Raw genomic sequence first — 24,764 nt, forward strand, 5'->3', positions numbered from 1 at the left:
GCGTGGCCGCGATGGCGGCCAGCCCGATGCTGGCTGGCTGGGCTGGTGGCGGGGGTGGAAGGGCTATTTGGTGAGGATCAGCCGGTCATTGCCGGTCAGGCGCAGGCGATAGGCCTCCCCCGCATGGAGGATGGTGATCTCCCGCGCACCGCGAAGCAGCTCAGCGCTGGTCACGGGCATGGCCCTGGCGTTGGCGGTGGCGACCTGTGGCGGGGGGTGAGGCTTCGGGACGGTACCTGATGGTGACATGGGGCGGCTCCTGAAATCGCGGTGCGGGGCCATTACCGTTTGCCCTCGCGTATCGGGAGGCAGACTTATCGCGATTGAGAGTCATTCGCAATAAGGGGGAGCAAGAAGTTTTCGAGGGGCCCGAACCCGCCCAAGGCTCACGGCGGGCGTGGCCCCGATGCCTCCGCCCTTGCGTTCTTCAGTTGCCAGAGCAGGTTGGGTTCTAGTTCCCTTTCCTGTGGGCGAAGATGTTCGAGCCCTGCCCCCCAACCCTGGCGAAGTTGTGCGTGTCATAGCCGCGTTCGGTGTAGGCGGCTCCAAGCCCTTGGAACCCATTTCGTTTTCAACGCCGTCAGGCGGGGGGCCGAAGTGCCCCCCGCCTGACGGCGTTAAACTGAATCGAGGTCCAGGAGGCTGAGCCTCCTGGTGGGAGGAGTATGAGGAGGGCAACGCCCTCCTCATCACCCCAGCAACCGCCCGATCACCCGGGCCGTGTAGTCCACCACCGGGATGATCCGGCCATAATTGATCCGCGTCGGCCCGATCACCCCGATCGCGCCCACGATCTTCTCCTGCCCGTTGCGGAAGGGTGCCACCACCATCGACAGCCCGGCCGTGTCGAACAGCCCGCTCTCCGCGCCGATGAAGATCTGCACGCCCTCACCCCGCTGCGCGAGGTCGAGCAGGCGCAGCATCGTCTCCTGCGCCTCGAGCCGCTCGAACAGCGCCTGGATCTCCTGCACCCGCTGCAGGTGATCGAGGTTCTGCAGCAGCTTCGCCTGCCCGCGCAGGATCAGCGCGCCGCCCACGCCCCCCGTCCAGGTGCCGAGCCCCGCCGCCACCACCTGCTGCGTCAGCGCATCGAGTGCGGTGCGGTTGGAGGCGATCTCGGCCGCCACCGTCCGGCGCGTCTCCTCCAGCGTCACGCCGGCAAGCCGCGCATTGAGGTAGTTGCTCGCCTGGGTCAGGGAGGAAGGCGGCAGGCCGGGCGGCACCTCGATGACGCGGTTCTCCACCTGGCCATCGGCTGTCACCAGCACCACCAGCGCGCGCCCGGGGCCGAGGGCGACGAATTCGATGTGGCGCACCGGCGCCTCGCTCTTGGGTGCCACCACCAGCCCGGCCGCCCCGGCCAGGCCCGAGAGCATCTGCCCGGCCTCGCCGAGCGTCTCCTGCAAGCTCCGCCCGCCGGCGGCGCAGCGCGCGGCGATGGCGTCCTGCTCCTCCTCGCCCAGGGCGCCGAATTGCAGCAGGCCATCGACGAAAAGCCGCAGGCCGCGCTCGGTCGGCAGGCGCCCGGCGGAGGTGTGCGGCGCGAAGAGCAGCCCGGCATCCTCCAGATCCGCCATCACGTTGCGGATCGTGGCCGGGGAGAGCGAATGCGGCAGGCGGCGGGAGAGGGTGCGGCTGCCCACCGGCTCGCCGGTCTCGACATAAAGCTCGACCAACTCGCGCAGGATGGCGGCGCTGCGGTCGTCGATCCCCGACGGCAGGGCGAAGGGGCTGAGATTGGCGGCGCCGATCGGGCGCGGTGGTCTGGCGATCGGACCCATCATGCTCCCCGGACCAGGTGAAACCAGCGGGAAAGCTAGGGGGGGCGTGGCAGGAAGGTCAACCTTCGCGCCGCTGCAAGGTTTCGCCACAGTCGCGCCACGCGGCGGTTACGCTTGGCTGCTTTGCTCCGGCTGCGATGGATCGCAGCAGGAGGCGATGATGGCATCGAAGCCGAGCGGGACGGATCTGTGGACCACCTTGCTGGCCAGCTGGCTGGCGCGCCCCCAGGGAAGGTGATCCGGGGAGGCTGACTCAGGGCTTGACGGCCCCCCCGCCAGCAGGGCGCATGGCCGGCATGGCCCCGCTGCGCCTCGCCCTGCTGCTGCTGCTGGTCCCTGGCGCGCTCGCGGCGCAGGAGAGCGACCCCTGGACCGCCTGCGGCCGCGCCATCGCCGCGGCCGAACGCGGCTCGGGCATCCCCGCCGGGCTGCTGCTCGCCATCGCGCGGGTGGAGAGCGGCCGCGCCCGGCCCGGCGGCGGGTCCGCCCCCTGGCCCCATGCGCTGAACGCCGCCGGGGTGGGGCGCTTCCCCGAAACCCGTGCGGCGGCCATCGCGGAGGTCGAGGCGCTGCGCGCCCAGGGCATCCGCTCGATCGATGTGGGGTGCATGCAGGTGAACCTGTTCCACCACCCCGAGGCCTTCCCGAGCCTGGAGGCCGCCTTCGACCCACCCATCAACGTCGCCTATGCCGCGCGCTTCCTGCGCGACTTGCGCGCGCGCACCGGCAATTGGGCCGAGGCCGTGGCGCAATACCATTCCAGCGAACCGGGGCGCGGGCTGGCCTACCACTCCCGCGTCACCGTCTCGCGCGTGGCGGGGGGCGTGGCGCTGGGCTCGGCGCGGAGCCTCGCGGGGCTCTGCGCGCCGGGGCTCTCGGCGCGGCTGGTGGTGGCGCCGAACGGGCGGCCGCGCACGGTCTGCCGGCGGGGATAGGGAGGAAGCGATGCGGCACGTGCATGTCATCACCCATCCGGAGGTCGAGATCGACCCGGCGATCCCGGTGCCCGACTGGCGGCTCTCCCCGCGCGGGTTGGCGCGCAGCCGGGCGATGCTCGGCGCCCCCTGGGTGGCGGGGATCGGCGCCGTGTTCAGCAGCGCCGAGCGCAAGGCGCGCGACATGGCCGACATCCTCGGCGCGCATCTGGGCCTGACGCCGGTGATCGATCCTGACCTCGGCGAGAATGACCGCAGCGCCACGGGCTACCTGCCGCGCGCCGAGTTCGAGCGCACCGCGGACGCCTTCTTCGCCCATCCCGAGACCAGCATCCGCGGCTGGGAGCGTGCGGTGGATGCGCAGGCGCGCATCGTGGCGGCGGTGGCGCGGGTGATCGCCGCGGCGCCGCCCGAGGGCGACATCGCCCTCATCGCGCATGGCGGGGTGGGGGCGCTGCTGCTGTGCCACCTCACCGGCGCGCCGATCTCCCGCGCCGCCGATCAGCCCGGCGAGGGGGGCGGCAACCGCTTCGTCTTCACGCTGCCGGGCTGGACTCCGGTGGGGGGCTGGCAGCCGATCGAGGCGGCGGCAGGCGCGACAGAAGGAACAGCATGATCGCCATGGCCGGCAGCGCCGCCGCCGTGGTCAGCACGAAGAACCAGGACCAGCCCAGCGCCTCCGCCAGATAGCCCGAGCTCGCCCCCAGCGTGCGCAGCGGCACCGCGGCGAGGGAGGAGAGCAGCGCATATTGCGTCGCCGTGAAGCTGCGGCTGGTGAGCGCGCTGAGATAGGTGACGAAGGCGGCGTCGGCCAGGCCATCGGTGAAGTTCTCCACCCCCACCTGCGCCCAGAGCGTCGGCATCGAATGTCCCGCCTGGGCGAGCGCCACATACATCAGGTTCGAGAGCATCTGCAGCAGGCCGGTTGCGATCAGCGCCCGCGCCGTGCCGAGCCGCGCCACCACGAAACCGCCGACCAGCACGCCGAACAGCGTCGCGAACAGCCCGAACACGCTGCCCACCGCCGCGACCTCGAGCCGCGTGAAGCCGAGTGAGCGATAGAAGGGCGCGGTCATGATTCCCGCCAGCGCCTCGCCCAGCTTGAACAGCGCGACGAAGGCGAGGATCGCGAGCCAGTAGCGCCGGCGCATGAAGTCGGCGAAGGGATCCACCACCGCGAGCTTCAGGCGCGCGCCCCAGCCCAGGCGCTGCGCCGGGGGCGCGTCTGGTTCAGGGGCGACCAGCACGGCGAGGAAGCCCACGCCCACCAGCCCCGCGCACATCGCGAAGGCCGCGCTCCAGCCGGCGAATTCCGCCATGGCGAGGGCGCCCGCATTGCTCGCCAGCAGCGCGCCGCGATAGCCCCAGATGTAGCAGGCCAGGCCATAGCCCTGCTGCTGTTCCTCCAGCACCTCGATGCGGTAGGCATCGACGACGATGTCCTGGCTGGCCGAGAGGAAGGCGACCAGCACGGCGACCGCGACCGTGATGTGCGCGGCCGTGGCGGGATCCGTGAAGCCCATCGCCAGGATCGCGCAGGCAAGCGGGATCTGGATGCAGGCGAGCCAGCCGCGCCGGCGCCCCAAGCTCCGCAGCGCGGGCGGCGGCGCATGGTCCAGCAGCGGCGACCAGAGGAATTTGAAGGCGTAGGCGAGGCCGATCAGCGCCGTCAGCCCGATCGCGGCCAACGAGATGTTGGACTCGGAAAACCATTGCCGCAGCGTGAAGGCGGTGAGCGGCAGCGGGATGCCGGCCGAGAAGCCCAGCGCCAGCAGGATCAGGAAACGCCGATCGCGAAACAGGACCATGCGCGACGCTCAGGCCTCTTCCAGGCGCGCCTGCAGGGCGAGCCGCGCGGCGCGCAGCCGGCCGAGCAGCCTGGCGGGCGTGACCAGCACCAGCCCTTCCGCCACCGGCTGCGCCAGCAGCGTCGCACCCTTGCGCAGGCCCAGATCGGCCCGCAGCGGGGCCGGCAGGGTCAGCCTTCCCTTGCTGTCCAGGGTCGGCGCGCGGCCGCCCGCGCCCGGTGCCGGCATCACCAGCAACTCCACCTCACCCAGCCCGATCGCAAGCGGCTGCGCGGGGCGCAGCCCGGCCGCGACCCGCAGGGCCGGGGGCAGCAGCACGCGGCCCCGACCATCCAGCAGCAGCCTCTCTGCGCCCACGGCAACCCCATCGCTGAAACCAGGCGCCCAGTCTGGCGCGGATGCGGGCCGGGGCGCAAACCCCGGCCCGCTTCAGCTCAGACGGATCGCATCCATGCCGAAGAAGCGCAGCGTGGCGTAGGGCAGGCGCAGACGCCCGCTGGTGCGGCGCGGGCGGCCGGAACTGTCCACCAGCAGCAGCAACCCATCGGGCCGCCGGCGCAGATGGCGCGGCGTGTCGCAATGCAGCGCCAGTTCCAGCTCGGCACGGTCCATGCCGGGCAGGAGCAGCGCATTGAAGCCGCGCTTGCCGACCAGCGCCTCCTCGCCCTCCTCCGGGCGCCAGAGGTGGTATTCATCCACCTGGCGCAGCGCCTGGGCGGCGCTGGGCGAGAGCGGCGGCACGGGGAGCATGATGGAATTCATCATCGCCTCCCTCAGCCGAGCTGGATGGCGCGCACGGCGCGGAAGGTGAGGCAGGCGCCACCGGCGCGCACCATGCCCTCCGCCGCGCGGGGCAGGCCCTCGGTGTCGAGGAACTGCACGAAGCCGTCGCTGCCGATGCGCAGCACCAGGCGATGGTCGCGCAGCAGGATGGCGCTGCGCAGCCGCGCGGCATCGAAGGTGGGGAGGTAGAGCGTGTCCTCGCCCGGATCGGCCTCGAAATGATCATCGCCATCCGCCGGCATCCAGACGAAGCCGTCATCGACGGCGCCGGGGAAGGCGAGCTCGACGGGTGGCGCCGTGGCCGGCCCGTGCCTGGTCTGCTGGTTCGTCATGCACATCCAACGCCTCCGTCATCCTGTTATTCCGTGCCCCGAGGCTACGGATCGCGGCACGGCGCAGGCAGGCGGGACGTCACGATGCCAGCCATAGGCGCGGCCGATGGCAGGGCGGGATCGCTGATGGGATCAGCGGAAACGAAAAAAACCCCGCATGGCGCGCGCCATGCGGGGCTCCTGGATGGGTGGGTGGGGTCATGCCAAGTCGCGGAGACCCGGACTCGCGCCCGCCTCGGGCGGGCGAGGCCGCGAATGCGGCCCGCCGGCAGTCATGCCAAATCCCGAGGATCGTTCACGATCAACGGGATTTGGCATCAGACGAAGCGCAGGGCCTCGATGCCCGTGAAGGTCAGCGTGGCCTCGCCGATGGTGAGCGTGCCGCTGAAGGCCATGGGCTGGCCATCGGGGCCGATCACCTGGCCCTGCCCGCTGGCGTCGAAACGCAGGGTGAGGCCGCCCTCCAGGCTGAGGCCGGCCAGGAGCTGCGCCGGTGTCAGCCCCTCGAGCCAGAGCTGGTCCGCGCCGGCATCGCCATGGAAGGTGTCGTTGCCGTCGGCCGCGCCCCAGAGGAAGACATCGGCGCCATCCCCGCCGCGGGCGAGATCCGCCGCGCCGTCGCGCCTTCCGCCATCGAGCAGGTCGTCGCCCGCCCCGCCCTCCAGCAGGTCGCTGCCGGCCTCGCCGGAGAGCGTGTCATCGCCGGGATCGCCCTTCACCGTGTCGTTGCCCGACCCGGCCTCCACGCGGTCCGCGCCCGCGCCGGCGATGACGGAATCATCTCCCGCGCCGGTGAGGATCATGTCGTTGCCGCCCTCGCCATAGACGGTGTCGTTGCCATCGAGGGTGACGATCACGTCGTCGCCAGAGCCGCCGATGACGGCGTCGTTGCCCGCGCCGGAGACGAGCGTGTCGTTGCCCGAGCCGCCATGGATGACCTTGCCGCCGCTGACCTGGGCGAGATCCTGCGGGCGCAGGGCGGAAGGGGTGGTGCCTGCCATCGATTCCTCCTCTGCCTCGCCCGCCGATCGGTGCGGGCCGGCGCTGCCGCCAGGCGGAAGCGCGGGCCCGGCCCGGCTACACCAGGCGGATGCTCTCGATGCCGTAGAAGGTCAGCTTCTCGCCCCCGATGGTGAGCGTGCCGCTGAAGCTCGCCGGCTTGCCGTCCGGGCCCATCACCGTGCCGACACCTTCCGCATCGAAGGTCAGGGTGTAGCCGCCATCCAGGCGGAGCCCGGCCTGGACCTGCTCGGGCGTCAGGTTCTCGAGGTAGAGATCGTCATTGCCCTCATTGCCCTGGAACTGGTCGTTGCCGTCGCCCGGCGCCCAGATATAGGCGTCGTCGCCCGCCCCGCCCCAGGCGAGGTCGGCCGCGCCATCGCCGACGCCGCCATCGAGCATGTCATCGCCCTCGCCGCCCTGCAGCTGGTCCTTGCCATCGCCGCCGATCAGCAGGTCGTCGCCCTCCTGGCCCCAGATCAGGTCGTCGCCGGCCCCGCCATGCACGGCGTCGTCGCCGCTGCCGGCCTGCACCTGGTCGTTGCCGCGCCCGGCGAGGACCACGTCGTCCCCCGCGCCGGACCAGACGCTGTCATTGCCGCTGCCGCTGGCGATGCCGTCATCGCCATCGCCGGACTGCACCTGGTCGTCCCCGCCCTTGGTGAGGATCACGTCATTGCCGCCCATGCCGAAGACGGTGTCGTTGCCGCCGCCGGTGACGATGGTGTCATCGCCCTCGCCGGTCTGGACGAAGCGTCCGGTGCCGCCGGTGACGCGCGCCAGCGCCGCGGGGTCGATGCTGCTGGGCTCGTTCTGCTTGCTGCTCATGGAAGCCTTCCTCCTCAATGTGCCGATGTCGATGCCGCAGCCTAGCGTGTCACGCCCCGCGCGGGACCATCATTCTGGCGATGCCGGCCAGAGGCATCGCCTGGGTCCGTCGCCGCGGGCTCACAGGAAGGTGAGGCGCAGCTGCTCGATCTCCGCGAAGGTGAGCGTCTCACCCTCCAGGGTCAGCGTGCCGGAGAAGCTGGCGGGCTGGCCGGTGGCATCGACGAAGGTCACCAAGCCGTTGCTGACCTGCATCGTCAGGCCCGTGCCGTCCAGGTTCAGCCCCTGGCGCAGCTGGTCCTCGGTCACGCCCTGCAGGATCAGGAGATCCTCGCCCGTGCCGCCCCCGAAGGTGTCGTTGCCGTCGCCCGGCGACCAGATATAGGTGTCGTCGCCGCCCTCGCCCGCCACACGGTCGCCCGCACCGTCGCGCAGGCCGCCATCGAGCCAGTCATTGCCGCCGCCACCGTCCAGCTGGTCCCTGCCGCCGCCGCCGAACAGCTTGTCGTCGCCATCATTGCCGAACAGCTTGTCCCGGCCCTCACCGCCGCGCACGGTGTCGTCGCCCTCGCCGCCGAAAGCGTAGCCGTCGCCATCGCCGCCATTCAGCTCGTCATTGCCGGCGCCGCCATCGAGCCCGTCATAGCCGTCGCCGCCTTCGAGCAGGTCATCGCCGTCCCCGCCGAAGATCTTGTCGGAGCCGCCATCGCCATAGACCGTGTCATTGCCCCCGCCCGCCTTGACCTCGTCATAGCCATCGCCGGTTTCCACCAGATCATCGCCATCGCCGGTGATGATGAGGTCATGGCCGTTCAGGCCGAACACCGTGTCGTTTTCGGCACCGGTCACGATATAGTCGGAGATTCCGGTGCCAGTGACCTGCTGGCCGCCGCTGACCTGGGCGAGCTTGTCTGTGCTGAGGGGGGTGCGCGGCGTGGTCATCGGGGTTTCTTCTCGTCTGCCTGTCATGTTCTGGGTGGGTTGTGCATCCGGGCCATGTCGCCCGCTTGCAAGCGGGTGGGTCAGCCCGGCTCGATCCGCAGCCGTTCCACATTCTCGAAGGTCAGCGTGTCATACCCGTTGACGAAGGTACCGGAGATGGTCGCCGGCTGGCCGCGGGCGTCTGTGAAGGTCACATAGCCCTGCGGGTCCACATGCATGGTCACACCCGGCGTCGATATGTGCAGTCCGAAGCGCAGATCCGAGTGCTGGTACAGCTGCCACTCCACCACGGTCGCCAGATAGAGGGTGTCCTGGCCCTCGCCGCCGCGGAAGGTGTCGTTTCCATCGCCCGGGGCCCAGATGAAGGTATCGTTGCCCGCGCCGCCCTCGGCGCGGTCATCGGCCTCATCCTCCGCGCCCCCATCGAGCACGTCATCGCCGCCGCCGCCGAGGAGGATGTCGGCGCCCGCGCCGCCGGTGAGCTCATCCGGGCCCGCGCCGCCCTGCAGCTGCTGGCCGCCGCTTACCTTCGCCAGCTCGGCCGGATCCAAGGATTTGGAATTCGTTTCGTTCATGGAAAGCTCCGTTGGTCTGGGTCCTGATGGGCAAAGCCTAAGCCGGGACCAGGCCGCCTGGGAACACGCCTGGCTTCCGTCGCCGCGAGAGGTCTTGCCGATCGCGATGTCGCCGGCAGAAAAGGGGCATCCGGGCGCGTTGCCCGGATGCCCCCGCCGCTTCTCAGACGCCGATCTTCAGCTTCTCCACTTCCTGGAAGACCAGCGTCTGACCATCGATGGTCAGCGTGCCGGAGAAGCTGGCGGCCTGGCCCGCGGCATTGGTGAAGCTCACATAGCCATACTGGTCCACCTGCATGGTCAGACCGCCGCTCCACATCGCCAGCCCCTGGCGAAGCTGCGATTCCGACACGGTCGGCAGGTGGATCACGTCCTGGCCCGAGCCACCCCGGAAGGTGTCGTTGCCATCGCCCGGTGACCAGGCGAAGAGGTCATCGCCCGCACCACCGTCGGCATAGTCGGCCGCATCGTCGCCCGCGCCGCCATCGAGGATGTCGTTGTCCTCGCCACCGTAGAGCGTGTCGGCGTCCTGCCCGCCATCGAGCGTATCCTGCCCGGTACCGCCCAGGAGCCGGTCCTGTCCGCCGCCGCCCTCGATGCGGTCGTCGCCGCCCTCGCCGAGCACCAGGTCGTTGCCGTGGCCGGCGAAGAAGCTGTCATCGCCCTCGCCGGCCAGCACTTGGTCGTCGCCGCCCTGGGTGTTGATCAGGTCGTCGCCCGCCCCGCCGAACACCGTATCCGCCCCGTCGCCGGTCAGGATGGTGTCATGGCCGGCGCCACCTGCCACCTGCTGGCCGCCGCTGACCTTGGCGAGGTCATCGGCGCTGAGGGCTGCCTGCTGGGTCGTCATCCGGGCTGTCCTTCTCCATGCGCCCTTGGCAGGGGCGCCTGCGGGTCGGGGTGCGGGTTCAATCGGTCACGGCCGGACCAGGGGCATCCGGGCGTGTTGCCCGGATGCCCCCGCCGCTTCTCAGACGCCGATCTTCAGCTTCTCCACATCCTGGAAGGTCAGCGTCTGGCCATCGATGGTCAGCGTGCCCGAGAAGCTGGACGGCTGGCCGCTGGCGTTGGTGAAGGTGACGAAGCCCTGGTTGTCCACATGCATCGTCAGGCCACCGGTCCACAGGTTCAGCCCCTGCGTGAGCTGGTGCTGCGTCACATTGGTCAGGGCGATCATGTCCTGCCCGCTGCCGCCCTGGAAGGTGTCGTTGCCGCTGCCCGGCGTCCAGACGTAGATGTCGTCGCCGGACCCACCCTCGGCATAGTCGGCCGCGCCGTCGCGGCCACCGCCATCGATGATGTCGTTGCCTTCCTGGCCGAAGAGCTGGTCGCCGCCCGCGCCGCCATCGAGGAAGTCGTTGCCCTCGCCGCCCTGCAGCTGGTCCTGGCCGTCCTGGCCGTAGAGCACGTCGTTGCCGCCCTGGCCGAACACCAGGTCGTTGCCGCTGCCGGCATTCACCTCGTCGCTGCCCTCGCCCGCCTGCACCTGGTCATCGCCGTCCCCGGTGAGGATCAGGTCGTGGCCGCCATTGCCGAACACCAGGTCGTTCTCATTCCCGGTGAAGATGTTGTCGTTGCCCGAGGTGCCGTTCACCTGCTGGCCGCCGCTCACCTTCGCCAGGCCTGCGGTGTCGATCGTCGTGGGGTTCTTGCTGGTCATCGGAGCCTCCTTCTGTTCGTGTCCCGATGAGCGAACCCTAACCGGAGATCGCCCGCCGCGTACTGTGAGGATTTTCAGTCACCGCCATAGGCGCAGCCGATGGCGGTGCGGGTCTCAGCGCAGGTCGCGCGCGCCGAAGGGATCGGGCAGCAGCGCGGCCAGGGTGGTGGCGCGCGGCGCGCCGGCGGCATCGCGCGTCAGCACGCGCAGCGCGCCATCCGGCGAGAATTCCGAGAGCACCTGGCGGCACATCCCGCAGGGGCCGAGCGCCACGCCCGGCGGGCCGGCGATGGCGACCGCGGTGAAGTGGCGCTGCCCCTGCGCCAGCGCGGCCATCACCGCGCCGCGCTCGGCGCAGATGGTGGCGCCGTAGCTGGCATTCTCGACATTGCAGCCGGCGATGATCGTGCCGTCCGCGCAACGCAGCGCCGCACCCACCTGGAAGTTGGAATAGGGCGCATGGGCGCGCGCGCGCACCGCCTCGGCCGCCGCGCGCAGGGCGGCATCCCCAGGCGGTCCGGGGGGCGGTTCGGGCGCCGTCTTCTGGTCTGGCATCGCAACATCCTCTCCTGTCCGCGGCGCGGCGGCCAGCCTGGCATGTGCGGGGCCGGATCGTCATCGCCGATCCGGCCCCGCCTGGCAGCTTCAGCCCGCCAGCACGATCCGCTCCACATCCTGGAAGCTCAGCGTCTCGCCGCCCAGGGTGAAGGTGCCGCTGAAGCTGGCCGGCTGGCCGGCGGCGTCGAGGAAGCGCACCACGCCATCCGCGCCCACATCCAGCGTCAGCCCGTGGTTCCACAGGTCGAGCCCCTGCTTCAGCGCATCGATCGTCACGCCCTGCAGCTGGAGCGTGTCGCGCCCCTCGCCGCCCTGGAACATGTCGTTGCCGCTGCCCGGGCCCCAGAGGAAGGTGTCGTCGCCGGCATCGCCCTGGGCGTAGTCCGCCGCGTCGTCGCGCGCGCCGCCATCGAGCGTGTCGTCGCCCGCGCCGCCGAAGATCTGGTCGGATTGCCCGCCGCCATCGATGCGGTCGTTGCCTTCGTCGCCCTGGGCGAAGTCGAAGCCCTCGCCGAGCAGGATCTGGTCCGCGCCGGCGCCGCCGAAGGCGCTGTCATGGCCCGAGCCGGTGCTGATGTCGTCGTCTCCGCCGCGGCCCTCCGCCTGGTCATTGCCGGTGCCGGTGATGATCAGGTCATCGCCCGCGCCGCCGACCAGGAGGTCGTCGCCGGCCCCGCCGACGAGCAGCATGTCGTCGGGGCTGTCCACGATCAGGTCGTCGCCATTGTGGCCCTGCAGCCCGCCGGTGCCGCCTGCGACCTGCGCCAGCGTACGGGGATCGAGGGGTTTCGGGGTGATGGACATCTGCGCCTCCTTGCGGTGCAGGAATGAAGGGCCGCCCGGGGGTCATCCCCCGGGCGGTGTGGATGGTCAGGCCAGCCTGAAGCTCTCGATATCCTGGAAGGTGAGCGTCTGGCCGCCGATGGTCAGCGTGCCGGCGAAGCTGGCGGGCTGGCCGTGGGCGTTGGTGAAGGTCACCACGCCGTGGTTCACATGCATGGTCAGGCCGCTCGTCCACAGCGACAGCCCCTGGCGGAGCTGATGCTCGGAGACACCGTCCAGCACCACCGTGTCGCGGCCCGTCCCACCCTGGAAGGTGTCGTTGCCGTCGCCCACGCCCCAGGCGAAGCTGTCATCGCCCGCCCCGCCTTCGGCGTAGTCGGCGGCCCCGTCGTTCTGGCCGCCATCCATCCGGTCATTGCCTTCGCCGCCGAAGAGCTGGTCGGCGCCGTGCCCGCCATCCAGGGCGTCGTTGCCCGCCCCGCCCTGGCCCTGGTCATTGCCGTCGCCCAGCATGATCCGGTCGTCGCCATTGCCGCCGAAGGCCAGGTCGTTGCCGCTGCCCATGTCGATGTGGTCGTTGCCGTCACCGCCCTGGGCCTGGTCGTGGCCGGCGCCGGTGTGGATCACGTCGTTGCCGCCATTGCCGAACACCAGATCGTCGGCGTGGCCGGTGGTCAGGACATCGTTGCCGGCCCCGCCCTGGAGCTGCGTGCCGCCGGTGGCCTTGGCCAGCGCGGCAGTGTCGATGATCTTGAGGGTCTTGGTCATCGGAGCCTCCTTTCTGTTGCGTGTTCCGATGGCCTCAACCTATCGGCCGGCAGCGTCGATCGGAACGCGGACTGATCCTGTGGAGGGTATAGGCAAGTCCGATGGCACGAAGATCAAGAAATGGAGATTCCTATTCTGCAGGCCTCAAGGTCTCTGCGAAGCCAGCGTCCGGATCGCATGCGTCGCGGCAGCGCCGCGACCCATCTGAACGCATATTGCTCTACACCTTCTGCAGCGGCACCCGGCTCGCCATCCAGGCGGCGAAGGCGGTGAGCGCCGCGGCTGTGGCGAAGGCGGCGCGGAAGGCCGCCGTCATCTCCTCGCGGAAGTCCTGCCGCGCCGCCGCGCCGAGGTCCGCCAGCGCGACCGGGCCGTGGTTCACCAGCGCAACGAAGCGCGGCGCGGCCTCGCCGCCGATCGCCACCAGCGTGCCGAACAGCACCGCCCCCAGCAGCGCCGTGCCCGTCGCCGCCCCCAGCGAGCGGCAGAACTGAACGGATGCCGTGGCCGAGCCCAGCCGCTCCCGCCCCGCCGCCACCTGCACCGTCACCTGCACCATCGGGAAGGAACTGCCGAAGCCCATCGAGACCACGGCCAGCAGCCCCGCCATCACCACCAGCGGCATCCGCCCCAGCCCCAGCGCCACGGCCAGCAGCGTTACCGCCGCGATGCTCAGCCCGATCATCGGCCAGAGCATGGTCCGCCCCGTGCGGGCCAGCCCCGCGCCTGAGACCAGCGCCCCCAACCCCGCGCAGGCCGCCAGCGGCAGCAGCGCCAATCCCGCCTCGCCCGGCGAGAGGTCGCGCACCGTCGCGAAATAGATCGGCAGGAAGGCGATGGAACCCACGAAGGCGCCCGAGACGCTGCCCGTCAGCAGGTTCGCCCGCCAGATGGTGGGCTCGCCCAGCAGGCCCAGCGGCAGCAGCGGGTCCGGGGCGCGGCGCTCCTGGCGCAGCAGCAGCCACAGCGCCGCCAGTGCCACCACGGCGAGGCAGGCCGCGACCAGCAGTGGCCCCGGCGAGAGCCGGCGCACCTGGTCCAGCGCCAGCAGCGCCGGGCCGACGAAGAGTGCGAAGAGCAGCAGCCCCGCCCAGTCGAAGGCGAAGCCCCGGCGCGAGCCCTTCTCCGCCGCGCGCAGCCGCGTCACGGCGAAATACGCCGCCACGGCGCTCAGCGGCAATTGCAGCATGAAGACCGAGCGCCAGCCGAATTCCTGCGTCAGGAACCCGCCCGCGACGGGGCCGAGCGCGCTGGCCGCGGTGAAGACCGCCGCGATCCAGGCCTGGAAGCTGCCACGCTCGCGCGGCGGAATGACCTCGGCGATCAGCGCGACGGAAAGCGCGATCAGCCCGCCGCCGCCGAAGCCCTGCACCAGCCGGGCCGCGGCCAGCCAGGTGAGGCTGGGCGCGAGGGCGCAGAGGCTCGCCCCCAGCGCATAGACGCCGAGTGCGACCAGCAGCATCGCCTTGCGCCCGAAGGCGTCGCCCAGCCGCCCATAGACCGGCGCGGCCACGGTGTTCGCCACCAGATAGACGACGACGATCCAGGAGACGCGCTCGACCTCGCCCAGGGATCGCGCGATGGCGGGCAGCGCGGCGGCGACGATGGTCTGGTCGATGGCCGCGCCGAACATGGCGAAGCCGACGGCGGGGAAGACGCGGAAGAAGAGGCGACGCAGCTCCGCCGGTGGCAGCGGCGCGGCGGGCGCGGCCATGCCTAAACGACGCCCGCGCGGCCCATCTCGAGGAATTTCTCGCGCCGGCGCGCCTTCAGCGTCGCGCCATCCAGCGACAGCAGCGGCGTGAGGCTGTCCTGCACCTGGCGGGAGACGGCGGCGAGCATCGCCGCCGGGTCGCGATGCGCCCCGCCCAGCGGCTCGGCGATGATGGCATCGATCAGGGCGAGGCGGCGCAGATCCTCTGCCGTCAGCTTCAGCGCATCGGCCGCCTGCGGCGCCTGCGCGGCGTCGCGCCACAGGATGGAGGCGCAGCCCTCGGGCGAGATCACGGAATAGACCGCGTGCTCGAGCATCAGCACCCGGTCGGCCGAGGCCAGGGCGATGGCGCCGCCCGAGCCGCCCTCGCCGATGATGGTGGCGATGAAGGGCACGGGCGCGTCGAGCCCGGCCTCGATCGAGCGGGCGATGGCCTCGGCCTGGCCGCGCGCCTCGGCCTCGATGCCCGGGAAGGCGCCGGCGGTGTCGACGAAGCTGAGGATCGGCAGGCCGAAGCGCCCGGCGAGTTCCATGATCCGGCGCGCCTTGCGGTAGCCCTCGGGCCGGGCCATGCCGAAATTGTGCTTCACCCGGGCCTCGGTATCGCGGCCCTTCTCCGTGCCGAGCACCGCCACGGCGCGGCCCTGGAAGCGGCCGAGCCCGGCCAGCACGGCGGCGTCATCGGCGAAGGCGCGGTCGCCGGCCAGCGGCGTCCAGTCCTCGATCAGGCCGCGGACATAATCCATCGCCTTGGGCCGGTCCGGGTGCCGGGCGACCAGGGTCTTCTGCCAGGGCGTGAGCTTGGCATAGGTCTGGCGCAGCAGCGCCTCGGCCTTGTCGGAGAGCTTGCCGACCTCATCGGCCACGTCGATGCCGCCGGCATCGGTGGCGCGCTTCAGCTCCTCGATCTTGCCTTCGAGCTCGGCGATGGGTTTTTCGAATTCCAGGAAGTGGCGCATCGGGTTCCCTTACGCGCCCCGGATAGCCCGGAAAGCGCAAGGGGGGAAGGGCGAGGCCGGCCCCGCCCCCGGTGTTGACCTTTGCGCGATCACGCGACATTGCGCGTTGTCACGTCTAGATCGTTATTTAGACTGCCTCTCGGGATCGAGGGGCGACACGTCATGGCAAACATCAGTGGGACGACGGGCGACGACACCATCACGCCCGACCTGGTCCGCCCCGTCCTGCCGGGCGGCGTGCCGACCGACGCGCCCGACAGCATCTTCGCCGGGGAGGGCGCCGACATCGTCGATGGCGGCGGCGGCAACGACACGATCGATGGCTGGATCGGCAACGACACGCTGCGGGGCGGCGCGGGCAATGACGTGGTCTATGGCCATGACGGCGATGACGTCATCGTCGGCACGACGGGCCAGGATTCCCTCTATGGCGAGGGGGGCAATGACGGCTTCGACCTGAATGGGGTCACCAACCTCGCGGGCTGGGTGGTCAATGGCGGCGCCGGCAATGACAGCGTGGACCTGATCCAGGGCGTCGTGCAGCTCGGCACGACCCTGCCCTTCATCGCCATCGAGGTGCTGGACACCTATCTCACGCAATTCCTCGGCACGGCGGGCAATGATTTCTACGATTTCCGCCCCTTCAACACCTTCTCGGCCGGCTTCAACCTGCCGGCGGAGCTGCGGAGCCTGACCGCCGGCGCGGGGGCGGATACCGTCTATACCTCCAATACCAGTCTCGACATCCTGCGTTTCCTGAGTCCGCCGGACCAGTACTGGAACCAGGTGAATGGCGGCGATGGCGACGATGTGCTGATCGGGGGCGCCAGCCTGGATCGGCTGGATGGTGCGGCGGACAACGACTACCTCGTGGGCGGCAGCGGTGCGGACACCCTGGTGGGCTCCACGGGCAATGACACGCTGATCGGCGAGCTGGGGGCGGACAGCCTCGTCGGCGGCGACGGCAACGACACCTTCGTCATCCGCAGCACGGCCGAGGCCTCGGGCGACACGCTGGTCGGCGGCGCGGGGTCGGACACGCTGGATCTGAGCGCCTTCACGACCGCGGTGGCGGTGAACCTCGCGGCCGCCACCAACAACATCGGTGCGACGATCGAGGGCATCGAGAACCTGATCGGCGGCAGCGGCGGCGATACGCTCACGGCCTTGGCCGCCGGCAGCACCCTGTGGGGCTTCTCCGGCAATGACCAGCTCGACGGCTCCTCGGCCACGGACCGGCTGCTGGGCGGTGAGGGCGCGGATACGCTGCGCGGGTTCTTCGGCGCCGACACGCAGGATGGCGGCGGCGGCGATGACCTGATCTTCGCCGCCAACGGCACCGATGTGGGCATCGGCGGCACGGGATCGGACACGCTCGACACCACCGGCTTCAGCGGCAATTACCGCGTGGATCTCGCCACCGGCCAGACCAATTTCGCGGGCGAGAGCTTCACGGAGTTCGAGCACATCGTCTCGGGCAACGGCGCCGATACGCTGCTCGGCACCGCGGGCGCCAACCGCATGCGGGGTGGCGGCGGGGGCGACCGGATCAACGGGCTTGGCGAGGCCGATACGCTGGAAGGCGGGGCGGGCAGCGACACGCTGAACGGCGATGCCGGGGACGACCAGCTCTTCGGCGATGCGGATGGTGACCAGCTCAATGGGGGCGAGGGCTCGGACACGCTGCGCGGCGGCGCCGGCAACGACACCTTCCAGGGCAGCACCGGTGCCGACCGCATGTTCGGCGAGGGTGATGATGACGGCTTCGACCTCAACAGCGTCACCGACCTGACCGGCTGGATCGTCGATGGCGGCGACGGCAATGACGGCGCGGACCTGTTCGAGGGCCAGGTGCAGCTCGGCACCACCCTGCCCTTCGTGAACCTCGAGCTGCTGGACACCTTCTTCACGATCTTCAACGGCACGGCGCTGAACGATGTCTACGACTTCCGCCCGTTGAACACCTTCTCGCCGGGCTTCGGCGTGGGCCTGACCATCGTGCTCAATGCAGGCGCCGGAGCGGACACCGTCTTTGCCAGCGCAACCGTGCTGCAGGCCTTCGATTTCCACGACCTCGACGGCGAAGCCGGCAATGACAGCCTCGTCGGCAGTCTCAACCGCGACGTGCTGGTGGGCGGCGCCGACAATGACACGCTGCGGGGCGAGGCCGGGGCGGACCAGCTGTTCGGCGATGCGGGCGACGACCTGCTCCTCGCCGGCGCGGATACGGTGCAGGATCTGCTCTTCGGCGATCTGGGCGCGGATACGCTGGAGGGCGGCGCCGGCGGCGACCAGCTCTATGGCGAGGGCGACAACGACCTCCTGATCGTCATCGCCGGCTTCGGCCGGGCCGATGGCGGGCTGGGCGCGGATACGCTCGATGCGTCGCGGATCGATGGCGGCTACCGGGTCGATCTCGGCGCCGGCACGACCAGCAATCCGGGTGAGATCCTCGCATCGATCGAGGCGGTGATCGGCGGCAACGGCGATGACACGCTGATCGGCAATGCCGAAGTCAACACGCTGGTGGGGGGCGAAGGCGCGGATTCCATCCTCGGCTCCGGCTATCTGGATCGCCTCGTGGGCGGGGCGGGGGCGGATACGCTCCGGCCGGAACTGGGTGGCTACACGGCCCTGGGCGAGGAGGGTGACGACTACATCTTCGCCGTCCTGGGTTCCGACAATGCCGATGGTGGCACTGGTGCCGACACGATCGACACATCGAGCTACGCGGGCGACTACGCCGTCAACCTGGTGAGCGGGCTGACCAATTTCATCGACGAGCTGTTCACCAATTTCGAGGCCATCGTCGCCGGTGCCGGCAATGACACGCTGATCGGCAACGCCGCCAGCAACACCATCGAGGGTGGCAACGGCGGCGATACCATCCAGGGTGCTGGCGGCACCGACTATCTCTATGGCGGGCTGGGCAATGATCTGCTGCGCGGCGGTGGTGACTTCGACAGCATCCATGGCGGCGACGGCGCCGACACGATCTATGGCGACGAGTTCGACGATGGCGAGAATGCCGGCGAATTCAACTTCGACATCCTCTTCGGCCAGGAGGGCGACGACCTCATCTTCGGCGGGCAGGATGTCGACCAGATCGATGGCGGCGCGGGCGCCGACACGCTCCAGGGCGGCAGCGGCAATGATTCCATCAACGGCATCGATGGCGACGATGTGATCTTCGGCCTGGGCAGCTTCACCCAGCCCGGCGTGGTCGATGGCGATGATGTCATCTCCGGTGGTGAGGGCAACGACCAGCTCTTCGGCGATGCGGGTGCCGATACGCTGGTGGGTGGCGCGGGCGATGACGCGCTCTACGGCGACAATGAAGGCTTCAGTGCCGCCGACAGCATGCTGGGCGGCGAGGGCAATGATTTCTACCTCGTCGATCACGCCGGCGATTCGGTTCTCGAGTTCGCCGGCGAAGGCCGGGATACGGTGGGCTCCACCATCTCCATCGCGGCGCTGGCCGCGGAGGTCGAGACGCTGCTGCTCGGCGTTGGCGACCTGGATGGCACGGGCAATGCGCTCGACAACTTCATCCGGGGCGAGAACGGGCGGAACCTGCTGCGCGGCCTGGATGGTGCGGACACGCTCGATGGCGGGATGGACACCATCGCCGACACGCTGCAGGGCGGGCTGGGCGATGACCGCTACCTTGTCGGGCTCAACGACATCGCCTCCGAGACGGGCGGCGGCGGCATCGATACGGTCGTCTCGCTCGCGGATTGGACGCTGGGCGCCGACATCGAGAACCTGGAGCTCATCGGCGCGGCGCTGACGGGCACGGGCAACGGCGCGAACAACACGCTGCGCGGCAATGGCTTCGACAACCTGCTCTCCGGCCTGAGCGGGGCCGACAGCCTGTTCGGCGAGGCGGGCGCGGATACGCTCGCGGGCGGCAGCGGCAATGACACGCTGATCGGCGGTGACGGCGCGGACAGCCTCTCGGGCGGCGCCAATGTCGACAGCATGGCCGGCGGTGCGGGCAACGATACCTATGCCGTCGACAGTGCCAGCGACGTGGTGAACGAGACGCTGGGCGGCGCCGACAATGGCGGCATCGACCTGGTGCAGAGCAGCGTGACCTTCACGCTCGCCACGCCGCTCGAACACCTGACCCTCACCGGTTCGCTCGGCATCTCCGGCACGGGCAATGACGGCGACAACATCCTGCTCGGCAATGGCGGAGGCAACCGGCTGATCGGCCTCGGCGGGGCGGATACGCTGGATGGCGGCGCGGGGGCGGACACTCTGTTCGGCGGGGCGGGCAATGATCTCTACCGTGTCGATGACATCGGCGATGTTACCGCCGATGAGCTCGATGGCGGGGCCGATACCGTCATCGCCGCGGCCAGCCATACGATCGGCGAGGGCATCGAGGTGCTGCGCCTGATCGTGCCCGGCCGCGGCACCGGCAATGCGCTCGGCAACAGCATCTTCGGCAGCGACCTCAACGACACGCTGCAGGGCCTCGATGGCGCCGATACGCTGGAAGGTGGCGCGGGCGGCGACAGCCTGCAGGGTGGCGCGCAGAATGACCGGCTGACGGGCGGTGACGGCGCCGATACGCTCGATGGCGGCACCGGCGCCGACCGCCTGTTCGGCGGGCTCGGCGACGATGTCTACATCGTCGATGCGGCCGGCGACGTGCTGAACGAGACCGGTGGCGATGGCCGCGACACGGTGCGCACCAGCGTCACCTTCACCCTGGCCAATGGCTTCGAGGTGCTGGTGATGCTGGCCGGGGCCGTGAACGGCACGGGCAGCGAGGGCGGCAACACGCTCGATGGCAATGGCGCCGCCAACCTGCTTTCGGGTCTCGGCGGGGCCGATCTGTTGAACGGCAATGACGGCGCGGACACGCTGCTGGGCGGCATCGGCGCCGATACGCTCGATGGCGGCGCCGGCGCGGCGGACAGCCTGGTGGGTGGCGCGAATGACGACATCTACCTGATTCGCGACGCGCTCGACCTGGTGGTGGAGATCGCGGGCGGCGGCACGCGTGATGAGGTGCGCGCCACGGTCACCGCGACGCTGGCGGCGGAGGTGGAGATCCTGCGCCTGCTCGGCAGCACGAACCTCTCGGGCACCGGCAATGCCGGCGGCAACCAGATGCTCGGCAATGCCGGCGCCAACCTGCTCGCGGGCCTCGGCGGCAATGACACGCTGAACGGGGCGGGCGGGGCGGACACGCTGCAGGGCGGCGATGGCAATGACGTGCTGAACGGCCAGACCGGCGCCGACCTGCTGGAGGGCGGTGCTGGCAATGACGTGCTGACCGCCGGGGGCGGTGGCGACACGCTGGTGGGGGGCGCGGGCGCGGATCGCCTGACGGGCGAGGCTGGCGTGGCCGATGTCTTCCGCTGGGCCAATGTCGCGGAGGCGGTGGGCGACCGCATGCTCGGCTTCGAGCATCTGGTGGACCGGCTGGAATTCACCCGCGCGGGCTTCGGCAACCTCGCGGCCGGTGGGCTGGGGGCGGCGAATTTCGCCGCCAACACCACCGGCGCGGCGAGTGCGGCGGCCGGCACGCCGCAATTCATCTACGAAACCGATACCGGGCGGCTGTGGTTCGACGCGGATGGCAGCGGCGGCGCGGCTTCGGTCGCGATGATGCAGTTCGCCGGGCGGCCGGTGGTCACGGCCGCCGACATCACGCTGATCGCCTGACGGTGCCGCCCGGAGCAACAAGCGTTCCGATCAGATGATTCCATCCGATCGCGAACTTCTCCTGCAGGCTGCGTAAAAGCGGGGAGTCCGTCCGCTGCGCGGCGCCTCTCCAGGGAGGATGCGTCCGGCGATTTGCCACGATGCATCACATCGCGGCGGCGGGCCGGCCTGTCTTGCACCAGGGTTCGCTCGCGCGGCCCCGACCACCCGTTTCTTCCCAGAGCATGCTGTGTTCTGATGAACGCAGCGTGCTCCAGAAAACATTGAATCTAGAACAAGAAATGCCTTCAGCGTCGCGGCAGCGCCGCGACCCATCTGAACGCATATTGCTCTAGGGCCTGTGGACACTTGGGCTGCGGGCGCATCCGCCGGTGCTTTTCCGTGCTGGGCGCGTTGGCCATGCTCGCCGATGGATAGCCATCGGCTCCGCTGTCCGCCTTCCCAGCCCGAAAAATCCCTCGCCGGCTGCATCCCGGCCCCAACTGTCCACAGGCCCTAGCGCGGCGCGACCCAGAGCGTCTCGAGGCTGGCGAAGCTGATGGTCTCGCCGCCCACGGTCACCTTGCCGCTCGCGCTCATCGGCCAGCCGCTGGCATCGGTGAAGCGGATGAAGCCTTCCTGGTCGATCCGCACCGTCACACCGCCGGTGTTCAGCACGAGCCCTTCCAGGAACTGCGCCTGGGTCATGCCCTCGAGGATCAGCATGTCGTGGCCCTCGCCACCGATGAAGGTGTCGTTGCCCTGGCCCGGGCGCCAGGAGAGGCGGTCATCGCCGCCGCCGGCATCGATCAGGTCCGCTGCGCCATCGGCGACGCCGTCCGCGCCGCCCGAGATCACGTCGATGCCCTCGCCGCCATGGATCTCGTCGCGGCCCGCGCCGCCGAACAGCGTGTCGTCGCCCGCGCCGCCCTGCAGCAGGTCGTCGCCCTCATTGCCGTCGAGCCGGTCGCGGCCCTCGCCGCCGTCGAGCGTGTCGTCGCCCGCACCGCCGCGCAGCGTGTCGCGGCCCTCGCCGCCGCGGGCCATGTCGTCGCCGGCGCCGGTGTTGAGGCTGTCATCGCCCGCATCGCCGAGCAGCATGTCGTTGCCGCTGCCGGCCTCGAGCCGGTCATTGCCTTCGCCGCCCGAGAGGTAGTCGTTGCCCTCGCCGCCCTCGAGGCTGTCATGCCCGGCCTCGCCGAAGGCAATGTCGTCGCCGGCCTCGCCGCGCAGCGTGTCGTTGCCCTCGCCGCCCCAGAGATAGTCGTGCCCGGCCTCGCCGCGCAGCAGGTCGTGGCCGGCCTCGCCCTCGAGCGTATCGTTGCCGGCGCCGCCGAGGATGGTGTCCTGCCCCTCGCCGCCCTGCGCCCTGTCATGGCCGTCATTGGCGTTGATGTGGTCGTCGCCGCCCTGGCCGAAGAGGTGGTCATCATCCTTGCCGCCGCGGAGGTGGTCGGCGGCGCCCGAGCCCTCCACCTGCTTGCCGCCGGTGACCCGGCGCAATGCGGCGGGGGGGATCGGAAGGGGGGAGCTGCGCATGGGGGGGCCCGGCTGTGGTGTCGCGGGGCGCGATCCTATCGGCCGGGGCGGGGCGGGGACATGGGGAATCGCCGATGGCGGCGATAGGCGCGGCCGATGTCGGGCATGGAAAAGCCCGGACCTTGCGGCCCGGGCTTCCCGTATCCCAACAACGGTGCGGGCGCTTTACGCCGCATCGCTCTCCGCAAGTCGTTGGTGATGCGATTCAGACCTTCGGGCCTAGCGGCCCTCGGGTCATCGCATCACGCCGCCTCGCTCTCCGCGCGGCGGGCGTGCTTCTTGCGCTCATGCGGGTCGAGGTAGCGCTTGCGCAGGCGGATCGCCGTGGGCGTCACCTCCACGAGTTCGTCATCCTCGATATAGGCGATCGCCTGCTCCAGGCTCATGCGCCGGGGGGGAACCAGCAGCAGGGCCTCATCCTTGCCGGCGGCGCGGATGTTGGTGAGCTTCTTCTCCTTGATCGGATTCACGTCCAGGTCGTTGTCGCGCGAATGCTCGCCGAGGATCATCCCGACATAGACCTTCACGCCCGGATCGACGAAGAGCGTGCCGCGCTCCTGCAGGTAGAACAGCGAATACTGGATCGCCTCGCCATCCGAGTTCGAGATGAGCGACCCGTTGCGGCGGCCCTCGATGGTGCCGGCATAGGGCTGATACCCGGCGAAGATGCGGTTCATGATGCCGGTGCCGCGCGTGTCCGTCAGGAACTCGCCATGGTAGCCGATCAGCCCGCGCGAAGGGATCAGGAAGGTCAGGCGCTGCTTGCCGCCGCCCGAGGGCCGCATGTCCTGCATCTGGCCCTTGCGGAGGCTGAGCTTCTGCACGACCACGCCCGAATACTCCTCATCGACGTCGACGAGGCATTCCTCATAGGGCTCCTCCTTCTCGCCGGTCTCCGGGTTCTCGCGCATCAGCACGCGCGGGCGGCCGATGGTGAGCTCGAAGCCCTCGCGGCGCATCTGCTCGATCAGCACGCCGAGCTGGAGCTCGCCGCGGCCGGCGACCTCGAAGGCGTCCACCTCCTCGCTCACCTTCACGGTGATGGCGACGTTGCCCTCGGCCTCCTTCATCAGGCGGTCGCGGATCTGGCGCGAGGTCACCTTCTTGCCCTCACGCCCGCCGAGCGGGCCGTCATTGATGCGGAAGGTCATGGCCAGCGTGGGCGGATCCACCGGGATGGCGGGCAGCGGCGCGGCCACGGCCGGGTCGCAGATCGTGTCCGGGATGGTGCCGTTCTCGAGCCCGGCGATGGCGATGATGTCGCCGGCATAGGCGGTGTCCACCACCACGCGCTCGAGCCCGCTGAAGGTCATCAGCTTGGTCAGGCGCCCCGTCTCCACCACCGTGCCGTCGCGGCGCAGCACCTTCACGGGCATGTTCAGCTTCGCGGTGCCCTGCTCGATGCGCCCGGTCAGGATGCGGCCGAGGAAATTGTCGGCCTCCAGGATCGCGGCGTTCATCGCGAAGGGCTTGGAGGCATCGAGCCCCGGCGCGGGCACATGCTTCAGGATCAGGTCGAACAGCGCGGAGAGATCCTTGCGCGGGCCGTCCATGGTGGGGTCGGCCCAGCCCTGGCGGCCGGAGGCGAAGAGCATCGGGAAGTCGAGCTGCTCGTCATCCGCGCCGAGCGCGGCGAAGAGGTCGAACATCTCGGTGTGCACGTCGTCCGGGCGCGCATCGGCGCGGTCCACCTTGTTGACCACGACCATCGGCTTGATGCCGCGCGCCAGTGCCTTGGTCAGCACGAACTTGGTCTGCGGCAGCACGCCCTCCGCCGCATCGACCAGCACCACGGCGCCATCGACCATGGAGAGGATGCGCTCCACCTCGCCGCCGAAATCGGCGTGGCCGGGCGTGTCCACGATGTTGATCTTGACCCCCTTCCACTCCACCGCGGTGGATTTGGCGAGGATGGTGATGCCGCGCTCGCGCTCCAGGTCGTTGCGGTCGAGCGCGCGCTCGGCCACCACCTGGTTGGCGCGGAAGGCGCCCGCCTGCTTCAGCAGGTTGTCGACCAGCGTGGTCTTGCCGTGGTCGACATGCGCGATGATCGCGACGTTGCGGATATCCATGGGTGCAGTCCGACTTCCGTTTCGGGCCGACCCCTACCACCCCGTTCGATGACCGCTTCATGACGGT

General features: G+C 70.1%; 22 protein-coding genes. 3 read left to right on the forward strand and 19 right to left on the reverse strand.

What is annotated here, in order from left to right:
• Positions 1-63 precede the first annotated feature (63 nt).
• Entirely contained in the window at positions 64-180 is a 117-nt protein-coding gene (gene hemP, locus AC2D9U_RS07775) for a hemin uptake protein HemP (protein ID WP_484747882.1), read from the reverse strand.
• Between the two features lie 509 nt (positions 181-689).
• The gene (gene hrcA / locus AC2D9U_RS07780; protein ID WP_484748365.1) at positions 690-1,781 is read right to left on the reverse strand and encodes a heat-inducible transcriptional repressor HrcA; all 1,092 of its coding nucleotides are present in this window, start codon (positions 1,779-1,781) and stop codon (positions 690-692) included.
• A 296-nt stretch (positions 1,782-2,077) separates the two neighbouring features.
• On the opposite strand from hrcA, the gene AC2D9U_RS07785 reads away from it, so the two are divergent.
• Entirely contained in the window at positions 2,078-2,716 is a 639-nt protein-coding gene (locus AC2D9U_RS07785; protein WP_484747884.1) for a lytic transglycosylase domain-containing protein, read from the forward strand.
• A gap of 10 nt (positions 2,717-2,726) precedes the next feature.
• Entirely contained in the window at positions 2,727-3,332 is a 606-nt protein-coding gene (locus tag AC2D9U_RS07790; protein WP_484747886.1) for a histidine phosphatase family protein, read from the forward strand.
• Here AC2D9U_RS07790 and AC2D9U_RS07795 read toward each other — a convergent pair.
• From AC2D9U_RS07795 to AC2D9U_RS07865, 15 genes are all read right to left on the reverse strand, one after another.
• Positions 3,253-4,524: an AmpG family muropeptide MFS transporter gene (locus AC2D9U_RS07795; protein WP_484747889.1), complete on the reverse strand. Its 1,272-nt coding sequence runs from the start codon at positions 4,522-4,524 to the stop codon at positions 3,253-3,255. The genes AC2D9U_RS07790 and AC2D9U_RS07795 overlap by 80 nt on opposite strands.
• A 9-nt stretch (positions 4,525-4,533) precedes the next feature.
• Complete coding sequence (locus AC2D9U_RS07800) at positions 4,534-4,881, reverse strand: AbrB/MazE/SpoVT family DNA-binding domain-containing protein (protein WP_484747891.1); 348 nt, start codon at positions 4,879-4,881, stop codon at positions 4,534-4,536.
• Positions 4,882-4,953: 72 nt separating this feature from the next.
• On the reverse strand, positions 4,954-5,286 hold the full coding sequence (locus tag AC2D9U_RS07805; protein ID WP_484747894.1) for a hypothetical protein: 333 nt from the start codon (positions 5,284-5,286) through the stop codon (positions 4,954-4,956).
• 11 nt (positions 5,287-5,297) lie between these two features.
• Positions 5,298-5,639, reverse strand: coding sequence for a hypothetical protein (locus tag AC2D9U_RS07810; protein ID WP_484747897.1), 342 nt, complete (start codon positions 5,637-5,639; stop codon positions 5,298-5,300).
• Between the two features lie 317 nt (positions 5,640-5,956).
• Positions 5,957-6,640, reverse strand: a complete 684-nt coding sequence (locus AC2D9U_RS07815; RefSeq protein WP_484747898.1) for a calcium-binding protein — start codon at positions 6,638-6,640, stop codon at positions 5,957-5,959.
• 76 nt (positions 6,641-6,716) lie between these two features.
• On the reverse strand, positions 6,717-7,466 hold the full coding sequence (locus AC2D9U_RS07820; protein WP_484747899.1) for a calcium-binding protein: 750 nt from the start codon (positions 7,464-7,466) through the stop codon (positions 6,717-6,719).
• A 120-nt stretch (positions 7,467-7,586) separates the two neighbouring features.
• Positions 7,587-8,408, reverse strand: coding sequence for a calcium-binding protein (locus AC2D9U_RS07825; RefSeq protein ID WP_484747901.1), 822 nt, complete (start codon positions 8,406-8,408; stop codon positions 7,587-7,589).
• A gap of 80 nt (positions 8,409-8,488) precedes the next feature.
• Entirely contained in the window at positions 8,489-8,983 is a 495-nt protein-coding gene (locus AC2D9U_RS07830) for a hypothetical protein (RefSeq protein WP_484747904.1), read from the reverse strand.
• 163 nt (positions 8,984-9,146) lie between these two features.
• Positions 9,147-9,833: a calcium-binding protein gene (locus AC2D9U_RS07835; RefSeq protein ID WP_484747906.1), complete on the reverse strand. Its 687-nt coding sequence runs from the start codon at positions 9,831-9,833 to the stop codon at positions 9,147-9,149.
• A 120-nt stretch (positions 9,834-9,953) separates the two neighbouring features.
• Positions 9,954-10,643 carry a calcium-binding protein gene (locus tag AC2D9U_RS07840; protein ID WP_484747908.1) on the reverse strand — a complete coding sequence of 230 codons (690 nt, stop codon included), beginning with the start codon at positions 10,641-10,643 and terminating at the stop codon, positions 9,954-9,956.
• A 114-nt stretch (positions 10,644-10,757) separates the two neighbouring features.
• A complete protein-coding gene (locus AC2D9U_RS07845; RefSeq protein ID WP_484747910.1) occupies positions 10,758-11,198 on the reverse strand; it encodes a cytidine deaminase in 441 nt (146 codons plus the stop codon).
• Between the two features lie 90 nt (positions 11,199-11,288).
• Positions 11,289-12,005, reverse strand: a complete 717-nt coding sequence (locus AC2D9U_RS07850) for a calcium-binding protein (RefSeq protein ID WP_484747912.1) — start codon at positions 12,003-12,005, stop codon at positions 11,289-11,291.
• 66 nt (positions 12,006-12,071) lie between these two features.
• The gene (locus tag AC2D9U_RS07855; protein ID WP_484747914.1) at positions 12,072-12,752 is read right to left on the reverse strand and encodes a calcium-binding protein; all 681 of its coding nucleotides are present in this window, start codon (positions 12,750-12,752) and stop codon (positions 12,072-12,074) included.
• A 220-nt stretch (positions 12,753-12,972) separates the two neighbouring features.
• Positions 12,973-14,466, reverse strand: a complete 1,494-nt coding sequence (locus tag AC2D9U_RS07860) for an MFS transporter (RefSeq protein ID WP_484747916.1) — start codon at positions 14,464-14,466, stop codon at positions 12,973-12,975.
• Positions 14,467-14,468: 2 nt separating this feature from the next.
• Positions 14,469-15,425: an acetyl-CoA carboxylase carboxyltransferase subunit alpha gene (locus tag AC2D9U_RS07865; RefSeq protein WP_484747918.1), complete on the reverse strand. Its 957-nt coding sequence runs from the start codon at positions 15,423-15,425 to the stop codon at positions 14,469-14,471.
• Positions 15,426-15,587: 162 nt separating this feature from the next.
• Between AC2D9U_RS07865 and AC2D9U_RS07870 the strand changes: the two genes are divergently transcribed.
• Positions 15,588-21,107, forward strand: a complete 5,520-nt coding sequence (locus AC2D9U_RS07870; RefSeq protein ID WP_484747920.1) for a beta strand repeat-containing protein — start codon at positions 15,588-15,590, stop codon at positions 21,105-21,107.
• A 495-nt stretch (positions 21,108-21,602) separates the two neighbouring features.
• Here the strand turns inward: AC2D9U_RS07870 and AC2D9U_RS07875 are convergent, their stop codons facing one another.
• Positions 21,603-22,625, reverse strand: coding sequence for a calcium-binding protein (locus AC2D9U_RS07875; protein ID WP_484747922.1), 1,023 nt, complete (start codon positions 22,623-22,625; stop codon positions 21,603-21,605).
• Positions 22,626-22,867: 242 nt separating this feature from the next.
• The gene (gene typA, locus AC2D9U_RS07880; protein WP_484747923.1) at positions 22,868-24,697 is read right to left on the reverse strand and encodes a translational GTPase TypA; all 1,830 of its coding nucleotides are present in this window, start codon (positions 24,695-24,697) and stop codon (positions 22,868-22,870) included.
• Between the last annotated feature and the right edge of the window lie 67 nt (positions 24,698-24,764).

Source organism: Roseomonas sp. TF40 (assembly GCF_057219975.1).